This is a genomic window from Plantactinospora sp. KBS50 (genome assembly GCF_002285795.1).
Lineage (GTDB): Bacteria > Actinomycetota > Actinomycetes > Mycobacteriales > Micromonosporaceae > KBS50.
Genome location: NZ_CP022961.1, coordinates 5,834,754 through 5,855,007 on the forward strand (window position 1 = coordinate 5,834,754; position 20,254 = coordinate 5,855,007).

Annotated in this window: 18 protein-coding genes; 5 read left to right on the plus strand and 13 right to left on the minus strand. The window is 72.1% G+C overall.

All coding sequences use genetic code 11. The features are described 5' to 3' along the window. Positions 1 to 8: 8 nt before the first annotated feature. Together CIK06_RS25165 and CIK06_RS25170 are read right to left on the minus strand one after the other, a co-directional pair. On the minus strand, positions 9 to 1,073 hold the full coding sequence (locus CIK06_RS25165; RefSeq protein WP_095566884.1) for a BMP family protein: 1,065 nt from the start codon (positions 1,071 to 1,073) through the stop codon (positions 9 to 11). A 295-nt stretch (positions 1,074 to 1,368) separates the two neighbouring features. Beyond that, positions 1,369 to 1,710 carry a hypothetical protein gene (locus CIK06_RS25170; protein WP_095568118.1) on the minus strand — a complete coding sequence of 114 codons (342 nt, stop codon included), beginning with the start codon at positions 1,708 to 1,710 and terminating at the stop codon, positions 1,369 to 1,371. A gap of 164 nt (positions 1,711 to 1,874) precedes the next feature. On the opposite strand from CIK06_RS25170, the gene CIK06_RS25175 reads away from it, so the two are divergent. Together CIK06_RS25175 and CIK06_RS25180 are read left to right on the plus strand one after the other, a co-directional pair. Beyond that, entirely contained in the window at positions 1,875 to 3,248 is a 1,374-nt protein-coding gene (locus tag CIK06_RS25175; protein ID WP_232533855.1) for a TrkH family potassium uptake protein, read from the plus strand. Further along, positions 3,238 to 3,927, plus strand: coding sequence for a TrkA family potassium uptake protein (locus CIK06_RS25180; RefSeq protein ID WP_232533856.1), 690 nt, complete (start codon positions 3,238 to 3,240; stop codon positions 3,925 to 3,927). Before CIK06_RS25175 ends, CIK06_RS25180 begins: the two co-directional genes overlap by 11 nt. On the opposite strand, the gene CIK06_RS25185 is transcribed toward CIK06_RS25180, so the two are convergent. The 8 genes from CIK06_RS25185 to CIK06_RS25220 form a co-directional block, all read right to left on the minus strand. Next, positions 3,856 to 5,841: a serine/threonine-protein kinase gene (locus CIK06_RS25185; protein ID WP_095566885.1), complete on the minus strand. Its 1,986-nt coding sequence runs from the start codon at positions 5,839 to 5,841 to the stop codon at positions 3,856 to 3,858. The two genes, CIK06_RS25180 and CIK06_RS25185, sit on opposite strands and share 72 nt — an antisense overlap. A gap of 212 nt (positions 5,842 to 6,053) precedes the next feature. Beyond that, positions 6,054 to 7,544, minus strand: a complete 1,491-nt coding sequence (locus CIK06_RS25190; protein WP_232534374.1) for a fused MFS/spermidine synthase — start codon at positions 7,542 to 7,544, stop codon at positions 6,054 to 6,056. A 101-nt stretch (positions 7,545 to 7,645) separates the two neighbouring features. Next, positions 7,646 to 8,665, minus strand: coding sequence for a hypothetical protein (locus CIK06_RS25195; RefSeq protein ID WP_095566887.1), 1,020 nt, complete (start codon positions 8,663 to 8,665; stop codon positions 7,646 to 7,648). 206 nt (positions 8,666 to 8,871) lie between these two features. Then, entirely contained in the window at positions 8,872 to 9,684 is an 813-nt protein-coding gene (locus tag CIK06_RS25200; protein WP_095566888.1) for an inositol monophosphatase family protein, read from the minus strand. Beyond that, complete coding sequence (locus CIK06_RS25205; RefSeq protein ID WP_095566889.1) at positions 9,677 to 10,129, minus strand: response regulator; 453 nt, start codon at positions 10,127 to 10,129, stop codon at positions 9,677 to 9,679. Before CIK06_RS25205 ends, CIK06_RS25200 begins: the two co-directional genes overlap by 8 nt. Further along, positions 10,126 to 11,907 carry an ATP-binding protein gene (locus CIK06_RS25210; RefSeq protein ID WP_095566890.1) on the minus strand — a complete coding sequence of 594 codons (1,782 nt, stop codon included), beginning with the start codon at positions 11,905 to 11,907 and terminating at the stop codon, positions 10,126 to 10,128. Before CIK06_RS25210 ends, CIK06_RS25205 begins: the two co-directional genes overlap by 4 nt. Beyond that, on the minus strand, positions 11,904 to 13,127 hold the full coding sequence (locus tag CIK06_RS25215; protein WP_095568121.1) for a PP2C family protein-serine/threonine phosphatase: 1,224 nt from the start codon (positions 13,125 to 13,127) through the stop codon (positions 11,904 to 11,906). The genes CIK06_RS25210 and CIK06_RS25215 overlap by 4 nt, the downstream gene beginning before the upstream one ends. A gap of 270 nt (positions 13,128 to 13,397) precedes the next feature. Further along, entirely contained in the window at positions 13,398 to 15,680 is a 2,283-nt protein-coding gene (locus CIK06_RS25220; protein ID WP_232533857.1) for a glycoside hydrolase family 9 protein, read from the minus strand. A gap of 374 nt (positions 15,681 to 16,054) precedes the next feature. Between CIK06_RS25220 and CIK06_RS25225 the strand changes: the two genes are divergently transcribed. Both CIK06_RS25225 and CIK06_RS25230 read left to right on the plus strand, forming a co-directional pair. Next, positions 16,055 to 16,717 (plus strand): class I SAM-dependent methyltransferase, encoded by a 663-nt coding sequence (locus CIK06_RS25225; protein WP_095566891.1) that lies wholly within the window; start codon positions 16,055 to 16,057, stop codon positions 16,715 to 16,717. Positions 16,718 to 16,943: 226 nt separating this feature from the next. Beyond that, positions 16,944 to 18,110 (plus strand): Fic family protein, encoded by a 1,167-nt coding sequence (locus CIK06_RS25230; protein ID WP_095568123.1) that lies wholly within the window; start codon positions 16,944 to 16,946, stop codon positions 18,108 to 18,110. A 38-nt stretch (positions 18,111 to 18,148) separates the two neighbouring features. Here the strand turns inward: CIK06_RS25230 and CIK06_RS25235 are convergent, their stop codons facing one another. Both CIK06_RS25235 and CIK06_RS25240 read right to left on the minus strand, forming a co-directional pair. Next, entirely contained in the window at positions 18,149 to 18,403 is a 255-nt protein-coding gene (locus CIK06_RS25235) for a Smr/MutS family protein (protein ID WP_007073137.1), read from the minus strand. Next, positions 18,400 to 18,762 (minus strand): M48 family metallopeptidase, encoded by a 363-nt coding sequence (locus CIK06_RS25240; RefSeq protein WP_095566892.1) that lies wholly within the window; start codon positions 18,760 to 18,762, stop codon positions 18,400 to 18,402. Before CIK06_RS25240 ends, CIK06_RS25235 begins: the two co-directional genes overlap by 4 nt. Before the next feature lie 182 nt (positions 18,763 to 18,944). On the opposite strand from CIK06_RS25240, the gene CIK06_RS25245 reads away from it, so the two are divergent. Continuing rightward, the gene (locus CIK06_RS25245) at positions 18,945 to 19,352 is read left to right on the plus strand and encodes a PPOX class F420-dependent oxidoreductase (protein ID WP_095566893.1); all 408 of its coding nucleotides are present in this window, start codon (positions 18,945 to 18,947) and stop codon (positions 19,350 to 19,352) included. A gap of 95 nt (positions 19,353 to 19,447) precedes the next feature. Here the strand turns inward: CIK06_RS25245 and CIK06_RS25250 are convergent, their stop codons facing one another. Then, complete coding sequence (locus tag CIK06_RS25250; RefSeq protein WP_095566894.1) at positions 19,448 to 20,203, minus strand: ROK family protein; 756 nt, start codon at positions 20,201 to 20,203, stop codon at positions 19,448 to 19,450. Positions 20,204 to 20,254: the final 51 nt, after the last annotated feature.

Sequence of the window (20,254 nt, forward strand, 5' to 3'; positions counted from 1 at the left end):
GCGGTATGTCACTTCGGCTGGCTCGGCGAGCTGACCTTGATCTTGCCGCTGATGATGTCGGCCTTGACCTGGTCGACCTCGCTCTTCAGCTCGGCCGGGATCTTGCTGTCCCAGTCGTGGTACGGGGCCAGCGCCACGCCGCCGTTCTCCAGCGTGCCGACGAAGCCCGGGTCGTGCTCCAGCTTCTCGCCGTTGGCCGCCTTGGTCACCGCGTCCTGCACCGCGTCCGCGATGTTCTTGGCCACGGTGGTGAGCAGGGCGGGGCAGTTCTGCGTGCTCTGGCAGCCGTCGACGTCCACCCAGATGGCGCTGTACTTGCCGTTGGACGCCTGCGCCGCGGCGGTCGTACCCAGGCCGGCGCCACCGGCGACCGGCATGACGATGTCCGCACCCTGCGCGACGAGCGTGTCGCTGATCTTCTTGCCCTCGTCCTGCTTGACGAAGTCGTTGGTGAACGAGCCGTCCTGCGAGTCCTTGTTCCAGCCGAGGACCTGGACCTTCTTGCTCTTGGCCTCGTTGTAGTACGCGACGCCGTCGGCGAAGCCGTCCATGAACACGGTCACCGGCGGGATCTTCATGCCGCCGTACGTGCCCACCTTGCCGGTCTTGGTCATGCCGGCCGCGAGGTAGCCGGCCAGGAAGGCGGCCTGCGCGGTGTCGAACTGCATCGGGTAGACGTTCGTCTCCGCCAGCTTGGCGTCGACGATGCCGAACTGCTGGTTCGGGTTCGCCTGCGCGATCTTGGAGGTGGCGTCGCCCATCAGGCCGCCGACGGAGAGGATGAAGTCGCACTTCTGCTGCACGAAGCCGGTCAGGTTCGGCTCGTAGTCGGCCTCGGCCTTGGAGGCGACGTTCTTGATCTCGATGTTGCTGTTGGCCGCCTTCGCCCCCTGGAGGCCGGCCCACGCGGAGGTGTTGAACGACTTGTCGTCGATGCCGCCGGTGTCGGTCACCATGCAAGCGGTGAACTTCTTGCTGGCGTCGCCGCCCGCGTTGTCGTCCTCCGGCGCGTCACCACAGGCGGCGGCGCTCAGCGCCAGCCCGCCTACCGCGAATACCGAGACGATCCGCATCCCACGCGCAGTGCGCAAGACGGTCTCCTTCCCCATGCACACCGCCACGCGGTGGCAGCCCTGTACCGGCCACCCGTCGGCTGGCCGGCGTCTCACGTTACGGACGGGAGAGTACGCGTGCACCCACCCGCCGACCGACAATCGTGCAGGACCGTTGGCTGCCCGTTACCCTCACGTAACTCTTGCGTGAGGGATATCACCGTCCGCGATCGAGACATTGCGACCACCCGCGCCGGAAGGCCCGGATGGCGAGGTTTCGCGGAGGTTTCCCCTGGTCAACAGCGACCGAAAGGGATCATCGCCAGAATACCGCCACGGCGGCGTTGATCAGGGTGAGCCCGACGATCGTCAGGAAATGACCCCGGTTCACCGCCTCCCGCTTGCGGGAGAAGAACACCATCACGAAGACGACCAGCCCGATCACGCCCTTGGTGGCCAACTTCGCCGGATCCGGCTCGTGCCCGTCCCGCAGCGGCGCCGCGAGGCCGATCCCGGTGAGCACCTGGATCGTCGCGCCCCAGAGCATCGCGGCGTTGATCCGGATGCGCCCGCTGAGGTACTGGGTGAGCGCTCCGCCGAGCAGCAGGGCGAACCCGATCAGGTGTAGATAGAGCAGGATGAGTCGGAGAGCTTCCACGCGGACATCCTGCCGCACCGGCCTCCGCCAGTCGACCACCGGCCCGCTCCGGCAGCGCAGATGTCCCGCAGGGACGCGGTCAACCCGTCGTGGGCGACTCGCGGCCGCGCCGGAGCTGGCGGTTGGGTGAACCTCGGCGAAGCGCCGGATGGCGGGCTCGGCCCGTGGTACCTCTGGAGGCCGTGGCGGTTCGCGCGATCATCTACCGCCGGCTCGCCCAGAGTCCCGCCCGGTTGGTGCCGCTGGCCTTTCTCGGGGCGATTCTCGCCGGCACGGCCCTGCTGACGCTGCCGTCCGCCCGGACCGGCCCGGACTCCGCGCCGTTCCTGACCGCGCTGTTCACCGCCACGTCGGCGATCTGCACGTCGGGGTTGGCCGTGGTGCCGACCGGGGAGTACTGGTCCGCGCTGGGCACCGTGTTCATCCTGGCGCTCACCCAGATCGGCGGGCTCGGGATCATGACCATGGGCACCCTGCTCCTGCTGCTGGTGTCCCGGCGGCTGGGGCTGCGCAACCGGCTGGTGTTGCAGGCCGAGGGCGCCCGGCTGGGACTCGGCGACGCCCGCCGGGTGCTGGTCCGGATCGCGCTGGTGTCGTTCTGTGTCGAGGCCGTCATCACCGTCGTGGTCACGGCGCGGCTGTTCGCCGCGTACGACTATCCGCTCGACCGGGCCGCCTGGTACGGCCTGTTCCACGCCGTGCAGTCGTTCAACAACAGCAGTTTCAGCCTCTTCCCGGACAGCATCCAGGGGTTCGTCGGGGACGGCTGGATCTGCCTGCCGCTCACCCTCGGGGTGATCGCCGGCGCCACCGGGTTCCCGGTCATCTTCGAACTGCTCTCCCGGTGGCGCCAACCCGCCCGGTGGTCGACGCAGACCCGCCTCACCGTGCTCGGCTCGCTCATCCTGCTCGCCGCCGGCTTCCTGCTGGTGCTCACCTTCGAGTGGTCCAACCCGGCGACGCTGGGCCGGCTGGACACGCCGACGAAGTTCCTGGCCGCCTTCGTCCAGGGCACCATTCCGCGCTCGGGCGGCCTCAACAGCGTCGACTACGGTGCCATGCGCGACACCACCGCCGCCGCCGTGACCGGGCTGATGTTCATCGGCGGGGGCAGCGCCAGCACGGCGGGCGGGATCAAGGTCACCACGTTCTTCCTGCTCGGTTTCGTGATCCTGGCCGAGCTGCGCGGCGAGCCGGACGTGGTGATCGGCCGCCGCCGCATCGCGGCGGCCACTCAGCGGCTGGCGCTCACCATCGCGCTGCTCGGGGTGGCCCTGGCCAGCGTGAGCACGCTGCTGATGAACAGGTTCACCCGGGGGATCCCGCTGTACCAGGAGTTGTTCGAGGCGGTCTCGGCGTTGTCCACCTCGGGCATCAGCAACGGCACGGCGGCGGTGCTGCCCACCGACGGCCGGGTCCTGCTGATCGTGCTGATGTACCTGGGCCGGGTGGGCACCGTCGCGGCGGCCTCCGCGCTGGCCCTGCGCACGCGGCCGCGCCTCTACCGGTACGCCGAGGAGCGTCCCCTTGTCGGCTGACTGGCGACGTACCCGCCGCCGCCGGCAGACCACCGGCGACATCGCGGTGATCGGACTGGGCCGGTTCGGCGGCAAGGTCGCCGAGTCGCTGGTCCGGCTGGGTCACGAGGTGCTCGCGGTCGACGACGGGCCGACGACGGTCCAGCACTGGTCGCAGTCGCTGACCCACGTCGTCCAGGCGGACGCCACCGATCTGGACGCGCTCCGGCAGCTGGGACTCAGCGAGTTCGACCGGGTGATCGTGGCGATCGGCTCGGCGCTGGAGTCCAGCGTGCTGGTCGTGCTCAACCTGGTCGAGATCGGCGTACCGGAGATCTGGGCTCGGGCCACCTCGCACGCGCACGCCCGGATCCTCTCCTCGGTCGGCGCGCGGCACGTCGTGTTTCCCGAGGCCGACATGGGCGAGCGGGTGGCCCACCTGATCGTCAGCCAGCTGCTGGACTTCGTCGAGTTCGGCACCGACTTCGCGATCGCCAAGACGCGTACGCCGCCGAGCCTGGCCGGCCGGCGGATCGGCGAGCTGGCCAGCGAGGACCACTTCGGCGTGGTCATCATCGGGGTACGCATCGACGACAACCGGTTCGCGCCGGCCCGACCGGACACCGTGCTACCCGCGGACGGAATGTTGATCATCGAGGGCACGATCGACGGCGTCCAGCGGTTCTCGACCATCGGCTGAGCCCGGCCCCGCCGTCGGCTCGACGCTCGACCCGGCCGGCTCGGACGGCCCCGCCGGCTTGGACGGCGGCGGGTCCGGCGGATCGGGTGGCGTCGGCGGGTCGGGCGGCGTCGGCGGGTCGGGCGGCGTCGGCGGGTCGGCGGCCGGATCCGGCGGGGTGGGCTTCGCCGGCTTGGACTTCGCCGGCTTGGGCTCCTTCGGCTCCTTCGCCTTGGCGGGCCTGGACTTCGCCGGCTCGGATCCGCCGGCCGCGGCGCCGCCCCGGTCCGAGCCGGCCCCGGTACCCCCGCTCGCGGCCGGGCCGCTGGTCGAGGGGGCGACGGCCGGCGTACCCGCCACCCCGGACACCTGGACCGCGCACGCCTTGTCGTTGAGCCGGAACTCCGTCGGCAGCGGATTGCCGTCCCGGTACCGTCCGCTCATCTCGACCGCCGCGGAGCGGCCCGATCCGAGGGCCGCGCCGCCGCTCTCCGGGCGGACCTCCACCGACCTGCCGCGCTGCTCGACCCGGGCGGCACCGTCCGGCGTCACCGTCTGGTCCCCCGGAAAGGCGAAGCTGAGCCGCCAGTCCGACAGCGCCTGCTCGCCGGTGTTGGTGACGGTCAGGGACGCGTCGAACCCGGAGCCGGTGTCCCGGCGCAGCGCGTAGTCGACCTGGCACGACGGTCCCGTCGCGGTGGCCGCCTCGGCGACGTCCGGCCCGGTCGCCGGGCTGCGCGAGGTGACCGCCCAGACCACGCCGGTGGCCGCGACCAGCCCGACGCCCACCGCCGCGGCCTCCAGCCGGCTGCGCCGGCGCGACCCGGCCGCACCACCGGCACGGGCGGCCCCGCCCGACCGGCCCCGCGCCCAGGCCGGGATGCCGGCACCGGCGAGCCCGGCCGGCCCGCCGACGGCCCCGGGCCGGGCGCGGCCGCGCTGGCGACCCCGTCCGCCCGGTGCGGCCGGCAGCCGGAACACGTCGGTGGCGGCCGAGGACGGCAGGATCGTGGTGCCGGCGCTGGCCAGGTCGTCCGGGTCGTACTCGTAGACCCCGGGCCGGCCGGTGGCCGCCGGGGAGACCGGCAGCACCGCCGCGACGCCCAGCGCCTCGGACAGCTCCCGGGCCACCTCGATGCTGCCCGGCCGGTCCGCGGGCGCCTTGGCCAGGCACCGGTCGCACAGCTCCGCGATCCCGCCGGGCAGGCCGGGTACGTCCGGCAGCGGCTCGGGGGTGCGGTAGACGTGCGCCCTGATGAGTTCGGTCCGGCTCGTCGCCGTCCACGGCAGCCGGCCGGTCAGCGACCGGTAGAGCAGCAGGCCCAGGGCGTACACGTCGGTGGCGGCCGTGACCTGGCCGCCGTCCAGCCGCTCCGGGGCCAGGTACGCCGGAGTGCCCAGCAGGGTGCCGTCGGGGTTGATGTCGCGCTCCCCCACCAGCGCGGAGATGCCGAAGTCCACCACCTTGGCGCCGCTGCGCGTCAGCATCACGTTGCCTGGCGTGATGTCCCGGTGCACCACCCCGCGGGCGTGCGCGGCGGCCAGTGCGGCGGCGACCTCGGCGCAGACCGTGACCGCCGGTCGCCACGGCAGCGCCCCGGACCGGGCCAGCCGGGCCGCCAGCGACTCGCCGTCCAGCAGCTCCATCACCACGTACGGCAGGGTGCTGCGGCCCTCGCTCGACTCGCCGTAGTCGTACACGCTGGTGATGTGCGGGTGGCACAGCCGGGCCGCGGCCTTGGCCTCCGCCCGGATCCGGTGCCGGAAGGCACTGTCGGCGAGCAGCCGGGGGGCCAGCACCTTGACGGCCACCTGCCGGCCGAGCACCTCGTCGTAGCCGCGCCAGACCACCGACATGCCGCCGGCGCCGAGCCGTTCCACCAGCCGGTAGCGCTCGCCGAGCAGCCGGGGTGCCGGATCGCTCCGGGCACTCATGCCGGCCCCTGGCCCGCGAGAGGCCGTACCGCGCCGGGTCGGACGGTTCGCTCGCTGCGCTCGCTCATGTCAGCATCTGTTGCCCAACCGCAAGAAATCTACACATCATCCCGCCGGGAACCCGGTTTCGGCGCCGGCTGCCGCCGCGCCGGCCCGGGGACCGGCGGACGCCGGCCGCTCGATCGCGGCCGGCAGCCGGGCACCCGGCAGCCTCAGCCGCGGGCCAGGAGCTGATCGACCGGTGCGTAGTCGTCGGTCAGCACGGTCGCCCCGCCGACGAAGTCGGCCAGGTCGGCCCCGGCGTACAGGCCCACCGGTTCGGTGGAGGTGGCCGCCAGCCGCTGCTCCAGCTCGGCCAGCGGCAGCGGCGCCGGGGAGGCGATGATGACGAAGTTGGCGGCCTGCTGCCCGTTCACCGCGTCCGGCGGGGCGGCGAGCGCCACCTGCGGGAACTCGGCGGCCACGGTCGCCAGCTCGGCGCGGATGAACCGGGCCGGCGGGTAGTCGATGACGTTCTGCACGTACAGGCCGTCGGGGCGGAGCACCCGGCGGACCTCCGCGGCCATCTCCCGGGTGGCCAGGTGCCAGGGCACCACCAGGTGCCCGAAGGCGTCGCCCACCACCAGGTCCGCGCTGGCGGTGGCGCGCCCGTGCAGCGACAGCCGGGCGTCGCCGACCGTGACCGTCAGGTCCGGCCCGGTCCGCACGTCCAGCTCCCGCCGGTCCAGCTCGACGAGGGCGCCGTCCAGCTCGTACACGGCGTTGGTCGAGCCGGGCCGGGTGGCGGCGACGTAACGCGGCATGGTGAACCCCCCGCCGCCCAGGTGTACGGCGTCCAGCCGCCGGCCCGGTGGCGCCAGCTCGTCCACGGCCGCGGCGAACCACTGCGTGTAGCCGAACTTCAGCCGGCGCGGGTCGGCCAGGTCGACGTACGAGTGCTGGGCCGAGTTGAGCCACAGCGTCCGGCCGCTCGCCACGGCGGGGTCGGCGGTGACCCGGGCGCAGTGGTAGGCGGTCTCCACGTCGCACGGGGTGGGCGCCACCGCGGCCAGCCCCGCACCGGCCAGCCCGAGCGTGGCCAGGGCGGCCCGGGTACGCGCCCGGCCGGGCAGGCCGGGCCGGTGCCGCCGGCGCAGGTACCCGGCCAGCGCCAGGCCGGTCAACCCGAGCAGGACCGCGAGGCTCAGCACGATGGCCGTGGTGGAGAGCGCCGCGACCAGCACGAAGCCGGTAACCAGGGTGGCGGTGATGCCCCCCAGGGTGCCGAGGCTGGACAGCCGGCCGACCACCTGGCCGGTCCGGCGCAGGTCGCCGAGTTGCAGCTTGACCACCATCGGGGTGATCGCCGAGAGCAGGGCCGCCGGCACGAAGACGGCGAGCGAGATGAGCAGCAGGATGCCGGTCACCGCCGAGCCGCGCAGCCACTCGCCGGCGTACCGCACCACCGGCAGGCTCACCGCGGTGGCGATCCCGGCCAGGACGAAGACCGGCGCCAGCAGCGTCCGCGGGTCCCGCCGGTCGGCCAGGAACCCGCCGGACCAGGCGCCGTACGCGATGGCGGCCAGCGCCACCCCGATGACCGAGCTGGTCACCTGGAGGGTCACCCCGAGGTACGGGCCGACCAGGCGCAGGGACACGGTCTCCAGCACCAGCACGGCACCGCTGGCCAGGAAGACAAGCGTCGCCGCCAGGCCGGCGGGCAGCGGGCCGGGGCCGGTCTCGGTGTGCGGTCCGGCGCCGGCGGCGAGGTCTCGGGATGTGGAGGTCACCGTGGCGATGCTACGCAGCCGGCGGCCCGGAGGAGCTAATACATCGACAGATGAACATGGTTCGTGTGATCGGCCGCCGGGCTGCCGCCGCCGCTGTAGGACCGCCAGCCCGTGCCGGGCATCCAGATCTGCCGGTACCAGATCACGTACAGCACGCCCAGCCGGCTCGCGTTCTTGATGAAGTACGCGGCCAGCCGGTCGCCGTACGTCTTGTCCCCGCCGGTGGCGCTGCGGTCCTCGAACCCGCCCGCGGCGGCCGAGAAGTCGCAGGCCCGCCCCTTCGGGTGTTCGCCGCCCCCGCCGCTGCGGTGGCAGCTCGTGTGCCGGGTGAAGCCGGCCGCACGCGCCTGCTGGTACGCGTGCAGGGTGCGCGGCGTGATGCAGCTGGACGTGGTCGGGTCGTCGACCGAACAGGACTCACTGGGCCAGGAGCCGTCCGCGTTGCGCGGCGCCGGCTTGGCCAGCGGGGAGTTGACGCTCACGAAGCCGCCCGAGGTGCCGCCGCCGACGGTGGCCAGCGCCCGTTCGGCGTCGCGCTTCTTCTGCGCCAGCACCGCGACCTGACGGCGTTGCTCACCGACCTCCGCGTCGATGGCCTGCTTGGCGGTGGCCGCCTGGATCCGCGCCTCGCCCAGCGCACCCAACGCCCGGTCGTCGCGCTGGGCGATCAGCTCCAGCTCCGCCACCCGGTCCAGCAGTTCCTCCGCGGAGCCGCTGCTCAGCAGCATGGTCACCGGACCGAGCCGGCCCAGCCGGTACGAGCGGGCGGCCAGCGCACCCGCCTGCTCGGTCAACGCGGACAGCCGCTTCTCCACGTCCCCCAGTTCGCCGGCGAGCTGCTTCTGCCGCTTGACCGAGGCGTCCAGCTTGCGTTGCGCGTCGATGTGTCCCCGGGCCGCCGCCTCCAGCGCGTCCCGCAGCTTCTTGGTGCCGCCCTCGTCGTCGGCGTTCGGCGCCGCCAGCGCCGGCGCGGGTACCGCCACCGCGGCCGGACCGACCAGCAGCGCGAGGACCAGCGCCAGCAGGAGCCGGCGGACGACCGGCGTTGTCCGCATCCGCACGCGGATCCCTCCCCTTCGCACCGGACCGCCGGAGAGCCTACCCGAGCCCGCCGGCCGGGGCCGTCCCGTGAACTCCCGTCCACTTCCCGCCCGGCCCGCGGATGGGTCCGCGCCCGGCCCGCGGATGGGTCCGCGCCCGGCGCGCAAGGGGTCCGCTCGCCCGGCGCGCAACGGGTCCGCGCACCCGGCCCGCGGCCGGGTCACTGATCCGGCAGCAGCGCCGCCCGCACCCCGTGCCAGGTCTCCTCGTCGGCGGCGACCAGCAGGCCGCGCCGGTCCTCGGCCGGGTGGTACTCGCTGCCGTCGAAGTGCCGGGCCACCCCGCCGGCGCAGCGCACCAGCAGCACGCCCGGGGCGTGGTCCCAGGGCAGGATCCGCCAGAAGAGCACGAACTGCTGGGCGCCGGTGAGCATGTCGAGGTACTCCCGGCCGGCGCAGTGCTGGCCGTCGAGCAGTTCACCGAGGCGGTGCCCGCCGGCCGCCACCTCGGCCCGCAGCCGCGCCGGCAGGAACCGGGTCGCCGCCACGCCCCGGACCTCCTCCAGCGGCGGCCGGTGCCCGCCGGGCCGGACGGGTACGCCGTTGAGCAGCGTCGGCGTACCGAGCCGGGCGACCGCCAGGTCCTCGGCGAGCGGATCCAGGATCCAGCTCGCGATCAGCTCGCCGGCCCGCAGCAACGCCACCATGAGGGCGAACGGCCGCCGGCCGGCGGCGAAGTTGGCCGTGCCGTCGACCGGGTCGACCAGCCAGACGTAGCCCTCGCCGGACAGGTCCCGCAGCAGCTCCGGCCGCTGCGCCACCGCCTCCTCGCCGACGACCGCGGAACCGGGCAGCAGCTCGCGCAGCCGGGCGCCGATCAGCCGCTCCGCCTCCCGGTCGGCGACCGTGACCAGCTCCCCGGGCGCCTTCTCCTCGATGTCGGCGGCGTCCAGCCGGCGGAACAGCGGCAGCACCGCGCTGCCCGCGACCTCCCGCAGCAGCGCGCTCACCTCGTCGAGCGGTAGCTCAGCCACGCGGCGGAAGCTTCACCACGCTGACGAAGAACTCGTCGATCTGGCGAACCACGGCGATGAACCGTTCGAAGTCGACCGGCTTGGTGACGTACGCGTTGGCGTGCAGCCGGTAGCTGCGCAGGATGTCCTCGTCGGCCTGCGAGGTGGTGAGCACGACCACCGGGATCTGCCGCAGCAGCTCGTCCTTCTTGATCTCCTCCAGCACCTCGCGGCCGTCCCGGCGCGGCAGGTTGAGATCCAGCAGGATCAGGTCGGGCGGCGACGCCTCCGCGTACTGGCCCTGCTGGCGCAGGTACGCCAGCGCCTCGTCGCCGTCGGAGACCACGGTGAGCCGGTTGCGCAGCTTGTGCTCCTCGAACGCCTCCTGCGTCATCAGCACGTCGCCGGGGTCGTCCTCGACGAGCAGTACCTCTATCGGGCTCCTGCCGTCGGCGGGTGCCGTCATGCCACCGTCTCCTTCGCGTCACCGCTGTCTCTGGCGGCCGATCGCCCGGCCACCGCCGTACCGTTCGCGGGCTCGTCGCCGGCGTCCGCCCGTCCGGCCGGCGCCGGCTCCCCGGCGCCACCGCCGTCGACGGCACCGCCCGTCGCCGGCGCCGATCCGGCCTCCGCGTCCGGCCCGGACGCGACCTGCGCCGCCGGCTCCGACCCGGCCGGGGCCGGCGTGGGCTGGGCCTCGGCGGGGTCCGGCAGCGCCGGCAGGGTGAACCGGATCGCGGTCCCCTCGGGTACGTCCGAATCCACCCACACCCGGCCGCCATGGTATTCCACGATCTTCTTGACGATGGCCAGACCGATGCCGGTGCCCGGATAGGCGTCCTTGGAGTGCAGCCGCTGGAAGATCACGAAGATCTTGTCCGCGAACTCCGCCTCGATCCCGATGCCGTTGTCCTGGCAGGTGATCTCCCACTCGTCGCCGACCCGGCGGGCCGACACGTGCACCCGGGGTGGCACGTCCGCGCGGCGGAACTTGATCGAGTTGCTGACCAGGTTGGCGACCAGGTTGGTCAGCAGCGCCTCCTCGCCGCGCACCACCGGCAGATCCGTCCAGGTCAGCTCGGCGTCGGCGTACTGGCGCGCGGCCTCGGTCTGCCCCGCCACGTCGCCCATCACCCGAGCCAGGTCGACCTCGGTGAAGCCGGTGGTGACCCGGCCGATCCGGGAGAACGCCAGCAGGTCGTTGATCAGGCGCTGCATCCGCTGGGCGCCGTCCACCGCGAACGCGATGTACTGGTCCGCCCGCTCATCGAGCTGGCCCGCGTACCGCCGTTGCAGCAGTTGGCAGAAGCTCGCCACCTTGCGCAGCGGCTCCTGCAGGTCGTGCGAGGCCACATAGGCGAACTGCTCCAGGTCGCGGTTGGACCGGACCAGTTCCTCGGCCTGCTGCTGCAACCGCGCGTTGGCCTCCTCGATGTTGGCCCGCGCCGCCTGGACCTCCGCCAGGTCCGCCGCGATCCGCTTGCGCATCCCGTCCACGTCCCCGGCCAGCCGGGCCACCTCGGGTGGGCCGACCCGCTCGATCACGGCGCCGTAGTCCCCGGTCGCCACCTGCCGGACCCGGCTCGCCAGCGTCGTCACCGGGCCGATGACCAGCCGGTTCAGCGAGAGCAGCAGGGCCACACCGGCGATCACCACCACGATGGCCGCGATCACCAGCAGCACCACGAGCGAGTTGCCGGTGCGGTTGACCGCCGCGACGGCCTGCTGGCGGAGCACGAGGATCGACTGCTGAAGCTCGGCGATGGTGGCCCGGAGCTGGTCGAACTCCTGCCGGGTCTCGTCGGTGAGCAGCGCCTGGCCGGCGGCCCGGCCCTGCGAGCCGGTGGCCTCGATGACCGGCTCGGCGACGGTCTGCCGCCAGTGCTCGGCCTGCCGCTCCACCTCCAGCAGTTGGGCCCGCATGGCCGGTTCGCCGGCGAGCAGCCGGTCCATCGTGGCGACCGCGGACCGCTCCTGCTGCCGGCCGGTCTCGTACGGTTCGAGTTCGCTGCGCACCCCGGTCACCGCGTAGCCGCGTACCCCGGTCTCCTGGTTGACCAGGCTGTTCAGCAGCACCTCGCCCTGCACCCGGAGCGGACCCGTGACGTTCAGTATCCGGTCGATGGCGCCGCGGTTCTGCGCGGCAAGCGCCGCCTCGGCGACCGCCAGGCCGGTGAGCAGCACACCCACGGTCACGCAGAGTGTGACAACGCGCTGCCGCAGTGACCAGTTGCCCCGCTTCATCGCCCTCTCCCCCGGCTGACCAGCAGCATCGCCACGTCGTCGGCGAGCGGCCCCCCGTTGATCTCCTCGGCCCGGCCCACCAGCCAGGCCGGCAGATCCGGCAGCGGCACCCGGCCGGTCGCCGGCTCGCCGAGCAACCCACCCAGCCCGGTCACGTCCAGCCGGTCGTCCCCCGCCCCGACGCGGCCCTCGATCAGGCCGTCCGTGTACATCAGCAGCGACCAGTCCTTCTCCGCCAGCTCCAGCTCGTAGGCGACCGGCCGGCGCGGGCGTACGCCCAGCAGCAGGCCACCCGGGGCCGGCACCGGCGCCACCCGACCGCCGGTGAGCAGCAGCGGCGGCGGATGCCCGGCCAGCCGGACGGTGGCCCGGTTGGCGTCCAGGTCGAGCCGGGCGGTGGCGACCGTCGCGAAGATCTCCTGCAACCGGCGCTCGCTCATCAGCACCTGCTCCAGCGCCGGCAGCACCTCGTCGTCCGGCACCCCGGCCAGGACCAGCGCCCGCCAGGCCACCCGCAGTTCGACGCCGAGCGCAGCCTCGTCCACGCCGTGCCCGCAGACGTCCCCGACGATCAGGTCCACCCGGTCCGGGGTGGTCTGCACCACGTCGTAGAAGTCGCCGCCGATCAGCGCGGCGTGCCGGCCGGGGCGGTAGAACGTGTGCACGGCGACCTGGTCGGTGTCCATCAGCGGCTGCGGCAGCAGACCCCGTTCCAGCCGGGCCGACTCCGCCTGCCGCAGCTCGACCTCGCGCAGCCGGCGGGTGTTCTCGTCGGCCCGCTTGCGTTCCACGGCGTAGCGCAGCGACCGGGCCAGCAGCACCCCGTCGACCTGGCCCTTGACCAGGTAGTCCTGCGCCCCCTCGGCCACCGCCGCCACCCCGAGGTGTTCGTCGGAGCGGCCGGTGAGTACGCAGACCGCGGCCCGCTGGGACATGCCGAGCACCTGGCGCAGGCCGTCCAGCCCCTGCGCGTCGGGCAGGCCCAGATCCAGCAGTACGCAGTCGACGCCGCCGATCCGCTGGCGGGCCTGGTTGAGGCTGGCCGCGACCGCGAGGTCGATCGCCGCCCCGGTCTCGGACAGCAGTTCACCGACCAGGAAGGCGTCCCCCTCGTCGTCCTCGACGAGCAGCACCCGCAGCCGTTCGCCCGGCGGGAGGTCGGGATTGCGGCCCAGCCCGCCGTGCGGGTATCCGAACGGCGCGACAGACGAACCGATCATGTCGCCGCCTCGCATCATCGGGCCCTCGGCGTCGGGCAAGATAGCTCGGTGCTGATCTCGGGCTCCTTCGCGATCAGCCCGCCGACTGAGCATCGGGCGGCACTGGCCGGACCACATTACTGGCTGTGAACGTCGTACCGCCACCGACCCGTGTTCCGCAACGCGGGGAAGGGCCCCTTCCACTCTCCATTCGGATGAGGAAGGAGCCCTTCCGCTCTAGCCACGTCCGCCCGGACCCGTCTGCGCGCCCGCGGGACGACCGCCCGAGCGCTACCGCAGCCGACCGCGGGCGTCGCCGTTGTCCTGGTCGGCCACGAATCCCGCCACCCAGGCCAGCGCCGAGTTCCAGTTGATCGCCAGCTCGTTCGTCGAGTACGACTCGATGTCGTCGATGTAGCAGAACTGCGGTGCGCAGCCGGCCAGCTTCTGCTGCGCCAGCGGATCCTGCAGGGCCGAGTTGGCGCCGCCGGCCAGCGTTCCGGCCGGCGGGTTCGGCAGCTCGGCGTTCAGCTCGTGCGCGAACCAGCGGGAGTGCTGGTTGTGCGAGGCCACCTCGCCGTACCCGGTGATGTACGACTGGTTGAGCGCGTTGCGGCCGAGCAGGTAGTCCATCGACTCCAGCACGCCCGTGCGGTACTTCTCCGCGCCGGTCAGGTCGTACGCGGTGGCCAGCACCTCCACGTTGTTCAGGATGGAACTGTTCGACCCCCACGCCCACTGGTTGCCGGGCGGGGCGTACGGCACGCCGTACGGCGAGTCGGCGATGATGCCCAGGTACCGGTCGGCGCCCTGGGCCACCGAGGCGCGGACCCGCGCCCGGTCCGGCAGCGCGTTCGGGATCCGGGCCAGGTCCAGCCGGCCCAGCGCGGCCACGCTCTGCCAGCTGAAGCCGTCCGGCGCCCAGATGTCCGCGGTGTGCAGCGGGGAGCCGAGCAGGTGGTCCCGGAACTCCCGGCCACCGGTGCTCAGGTACAACTCGGCGGCGGCCCAGTAGAACTCGTCGGCGACGTTGCTGTCGTCGTACGCGCCGCCGCCGTTGCTGTCCGCGCCGGTGGCGTAGACCGCCGGGTGTGCCTTCGCGGCGGCCCAGGCTGCCTTCGCGGCCTTCAGGTTGCGGGCCGCGAACGCCGGGTCGTACGGCAGGAAGACCCGGGCGGCCTGCGCGGCGGTGGCCGCCAGGTTGAGCGTCGCGGCGGTGGACGGGGCGTGCAGCTCGCGCGGCTGCGGGTCCTGGTCGGGCAGCAGCGGCAGGCCGGTCCAGGCCGCGTCGTGGATCTTGTGGTGCGCCATCCCGGCCAGCGGCTGCCCGGCCGGCACCTGCATCTTGAGCAGGAACTCCTGCTCCCAGCGCGCCTCGTCGAGAATGTCCGGCACCCTGTTGCCGCTCTCCGGGATGTCCAGCGAGCCGTCCCAGAGCTTCCACGGCTCGCCGGTGCGGGCCAGCACCGACCGCTCGTACTCGCTCATCATCTGGTGCACGGCGATGCCGCCGTTGACGACGTACTTGCCGTGGTCGCCGGCGTCGTACCAGCCTCCGGAGACGTCCAGCGAGTAGTCGCAGACGCCGGGCTGGCACGGCACGTCGGTGTCACCCTGGTTGGGCGCCACCCCGACGTGCCCGGCCGGCCGGGCGTACCCGGGCCGCAGGTCGTCGGAGATCGCGATGCCGCTGCGTTGCGGGTAGTAGAACTTCAGCGAGTCGGCGCGCAGCTTCTCGTAGAAGTCGCTGCCGATGTCGAACGGCCGGCTGGTCTCGCCGTCCGCGACCAGCGTGTAGCCGGTGCCGGCCCGGGTGTACCGGCCGAAGTCGATCGACTGGACGTTCTGCCCGGACGAGGCGTCCACGCCCCGCGGGGTGCTGCTGCCCCGCGCCACCACCGCGCCGCCGGCGTTGTGCAGTTCCCACGGCAGCGGATCGGTGGCGTCGGTGACCACCGTCGCGTTCTTCGGCCCCTTGGGCAGGTAGCCGACCTGGTTGACCCGGACCCGGGGGCCGGTGTCCGGGACGTACACCTCGGGCGGGGCGCCGCCGGTGAGCGAGACGTCGTCGATGCAGAGCCGCCACGGCGCGGTGCTGCCGCCGACCTGGAACACCACCTGCGCGTCCGGCAGGTCCACCGGCGAGGTGAAGGTGTACGCGTAGGTGTCGCCCGCGGCGTCGAGGCTCGGGTTCGCGGCCAGATACTGCGTGTACGGGTCGACCGGAAGCTGGACCAGGGCCTTGGCCACCCGGCCGGGGTCCGCCGAGCCGAAGAACGAGAACCGGTACGTCTCGCCGGCGAGCAGCGGGATGTCGTTCTGCCCGATGATCACGTCCCAGGGGTTGACCGTGCCGCCGGGGATGTCGGCGCAGAGCTGGCCGCTGGACGCGTCGAGGGTGATGTTGGCGGTCCCCCACCACGGCGCATAGCCGTCGTCGAAGCTGCCGTTGACAATCTGTTCCGGCCCTTCGGCGTACGCGGGCGAGCCGGGACCGGCGGCGAGGGTGGTGGCGGCGAGCGTTGCGGTGGCGACGGCGGCGAGCGGTGCCCGCCATCGGGGTCGCTGGGACACGGGCGCGTCCTTTCGCAGGCGGACGGGGAGCCGGGTGGGACCCGGCGGCGGGCACGGACGGCTTCCGACCAGGACCGGCCCGTCGGCAGTCTCCGGGTACGCCGGCCGCCTCCGGATCCGGGCCATGGAAGCGCTCCCATGTCCGGTCAGCGCGATGTTGCCAGCCAGTTTCAGGCATGTCAATGCAGCGATCCCGCACCCGACCGAGCGACACCCCGACGGCGGCGGGGCGGGGTGCGGCGGGGCGGGGCGGGGCGGCGCGGGGCCGCGGGGCGGGGCGGCGCGGGGCCGCGGGGCGGGGCGGCGCGGGGCCGCGGGGCGGGGCGGCGCGGCCCGGCGCGGCGCGGCGCGGCGGCGGACTACCGTGCCGGGACGTGACCGCACCCGGCTGGCTGGCCGACACCCGAACGTCCTACGACACCGTGGCGGAGAGCTACACCGACCTGCTCCGCGACGCGCTCGCCAACGAACCGTTCCAGCGCGGCATCCTGTTGCTCTTCGCCGAGCTGACCCGCGCCGCCGGCGACGGACCGGTGGCCGACGTCGGGTGCGGACCCGGCCGGATCACCGGCCACCTGCACTCCATCGGCCTCGACGCGTTCGGCGTCGACCTCTCCCCGTCCATGATCGACATCGCCCGGCGGGACCATCCACACCTGCGTTTCGAGGTGGGCTCGATGACCGACCTCGACCTGGCCGACCGCTCCGTGGCCGGCCTGGTCGCCTGGTTCTCGCTCATCCACATCCCCGACGACGAGGTACCCGCGGTCCTCGCGCACTTCCACCGGGTGCTGCGGCCCGGCGGCCCGTTGCTGCTCGGATTCCACGTCGGCGACGAATCCACCCTGAAGACCGAGGGGTACGGCGGCCACCCGATGCGGGTCCACGTGCACCGCCGCCCGCCGGGCCGGGTCGCCACCTGGCTGCGGGACGCGGGCTTCACCGTCGACGCCGAACTGCTGCACCACGCCGACGAGTACCGGACCGGCGCGTTCCTCTTCGCCCACCGCCGTCCGGAACCCACCCCACAGCCCTAGATCAACTCGTCTTCGGCGAAGTCGGGGTATCACGGCGGTCCGGACACCCCAACTTCGCGGAAGACGAGTTGATCTCCTCGCCACATCGGCTCGCGCCAACACAACAGGCCGAAACGTTGCCACGATCCTCGATCGCAGCAAGGACAGTTGCCACCACATCGCCTCGCGCCAACACAACGGGCCGAAACGTTGCCACGAGAAGCGGACCAAGATGTACCATGCGGTCGTGGACGCTGAAAGGTACCGAACCACGCAGTTCGGTAAAGCTACCCAACGACCGGGCGACAAGTGGGCATTTACCTACTACCGCCCTGAACCAATCCCGCGCACATTGTCACTCGACACGGAAACCGTCTTTCTGCTATCCGAAGCAGAAAATTCGCTGGGACACCTACACGGGCTTGGTCGATTGATTCCCGAACCCAATCTGCTGGTGGGACCGTTCCTGACCAGGGAGGCCCTTGCCAGTTCCCGGATCGAGGGCACCAACGCATCCCTGACAGAGGTGCTGAAGGCGGAGGAGGTGGAGGCCGCCAAGACCGACGATGTCGCAGAGGTGGAGCGCCACCTCGCCGCAACCAGAAAGGGTTTGCAGCTCATCCAGACCCTTCCCATTTCACAAAGACTCATAAAGCAGGTCCATGCAGAACTGATGGATGGCGTTCGCGGCGAAGAGAAACAGCCCGGTGAAATAAGATGGTCGCCGGTATGGATTGGTTCCTCAACACCAACCACCGCCCTGTTCGTACCGCCGCTGCCCGAACACCTCCCAGAATTATTGACAGACTGGGAGAAGTTCGTCAACGAGCCCAGCCGTTTGCCCCTGCTGGTCAGAAGTGCCCTCATGCACTACCAGTTCGAAACGATCCACCCGTTCCTGGACGGAAACGGGAGAGTTGGACGGCTGATAATCGGCTTGCAGTTGATAGCAGAGGAACGACTCACCGCACCACTACTGTATCTCTCGGGCTATCTTGAGACACATAGGCAGGATTATTACCGAGGACTGCAGGCTGTCCGCGAAACCGGTGACATCCAGGAGTGGATACAGTTCTTCTGTCAGGCCGTCAAAACACAATCCGACGATTCCGTTGCTCGGGCAGCACAACTAATCGAGATCCGCGAGCGATACTACCGGCAAACCGTGGCCGACAGGTCCCGTGTGGCAGCTCTGATTCCCTTGATCTTCGGCAACCCCTTTATCACCACTCGTCGCGTTCGCTTGTCGCTGGACGTGACGAATCAGGGAGCACGGAACCTGCTGGAGAGAGGGGTGGATTATGGTTGGCTGAAGTACATGGGAAGTCTCGGAAGTGCCGGACGCCATTACTACGCCGCCACCGAGGTTCTGGAGGCGATCGAACGGCCCACGATTTATGACAAGAACGAGTAGGCCGGGCCGGGCCAAGCCGAGCCGGGCGCGGGGTCCCGCTACTTCCAGCGGAAGTGCACGAAGAGCCGGCCGAAGTTCTTGGAGTCCTTCTCCACCCGGTGATAAAGCTGCTTGACGTCCTTCTGGTCGAGGAAGCGCAGCACCCGCTTCTTGAGCTGGCCGGACCCCTTGCCCGGGATGATCTCGACGAGGGTGGCCTTCTTGGCCACCGCCTCGTCCATGATGCCGCGCAGCGCCCGGTCGATGTCCTGCCCGCGGTTGAAGATGTCGTGCAGGTCGAGCTTCAGCTTCACCGGCGTACCTTGCTCTCCACCCGGCGCAGCGCGACCCGGTAGTCGTCGTTGTCGGAGTACATGGCGAAGGCGATCCGCAGGTGCCGCAGGGCCTCGCCGGGCCGACCGGCCCGCTCCAGGGTACGGCCCAGCACGTGGTGCGCGTAGTGGTCGCTGGGGTTGCGGTCCACCAGCGCCCGAAGCTGCTCCTCGGCGCGGCCCAACTGGGCGGACTGGAAGTACGAGCGGGCCAGCAACTGCCGTACGGCCGCGTTGTCGGGTTCCACCTCGACGATCGGCTCCAGCAGCCGGGCCGCCCCCGCCGGGTCGCCCGCTTCGAAGTACATGGTCGCGCGCCGGTAGTCGGCCAACAGATCCATCGGTCCCCACCTCCTCGCGTACCGGACCCGCCGGTTGCCCATCGGGTCCGCCCGTACCGCGCGGGCGCCCGGGGCGGGCCGACCGCGTGCGTACGACGCTGTCACAACATTGCCGAAGCCGCGAGTGTTCCCTTCGCCCGAATGGTTGACCTCGACCCGGCTTCAGGTGCGAAGGTCGGATCATGAGTCTTACCCCAGCGGAACGTGACTATCTCGCCGGTCAGCGCCTCGGCCGGCTCGCCACGGTCGGGCCGGACGGGGCGCCGCAGAACAACCCGGTCGGATTCCGGTACGACGAGGCCAGCGGGACGATCGTGATCGGCGGCTACAGCCTGGGCGCCAGCCGCAAGTTCCGGAACATCGAACGGCACCCACCGGTCGCCTTCGTGGTGGACGATCTCGCCTCCGTGCGGCCCTGGCGGGTACGCGGGGTGGAGATCCGCGGTCGCGCCGAGGCGCTGCGGGACCAGCCGCCGCCGATCCCCGGGACGAGCGCGGAGGTCATCCGGATCCATCCGGAGGTCGTGTTCAGCTGGGGGCTGCCCGGCCTGGACGGCATGTCCCGCCGCCGGCTCACCCCGGCGGACTGACCCGGCCGCCGGCGGACCGACCCGGACACCGGCGGCCCGGGCCGGACGCCGACGGACCGACCCGGACACCGGTGGCCCAGGCCGGGCGCCGGCGGCTACGGCCCCTCGGCCAGCGCCCAGGCGCGTACCCCACCCAGGATGCCGGCGTCGTTGGGCACCACCACCACGTCGTCGCCCATCCGGGCCAGTTGCTCGGGCCGGACCAGCCGGGAATTGCCGCCGCCCAGGTAGAGCCGGTCCCAGCAGAAGACCGGGCGCAGGCCCTCGACGACCCCGCGTACCCGACGGGACCAGAAGCTGTCGCCCAGCCGGCGGCGTTCGTGTTCGCCGATGTAGGTGTCGTAGCTCATCCCCCAGCGCACCGGCGCCTGGGACAGTTCCAGATGCGGCGCCAGCCGCCCGCCGTCGAAGATCGCGCAGCCCAGGCCCGTGCCGAGGGTGAGCACGAGTTCCAGGCCGGTGCCGGCGACCAGGCCCGCGCCGTGCACCTCGGCGTCGTTGAGCACCAGGACCGGCATCCCGAACGCGTCCGCCAGCGCGGTCCGCGCGTCGAACCCGGACCACTCGGCCACCAGGCCGGGGTCGATTCTGGTACGCGGGCCGGAGCGGGTCACGTAGTGCGGGGTGGCCACCACCACGCCGTGCCGCAGCATCCCGGGCATGCCCACGGTGACCCGGTCCGCGCCGGGCAGCCGGCCGGCGAGGTCGACCAGGGTCTTCACGAAGAGCGCCGGCGGCAACGGGTACGGGGTGGGCACCCGGATCGGCCGCGCCCGCATCGTGCCGGCGGCGTCCAGTACCGAGGACTTGATCCCACCGCCCCCGCAGTCGATGCTCAGCGTGGTCATCACGCCCGCCAGTGTGCCCGGCCGCCCAGCCACCCGGAAAGCCGTTCGGCCGCT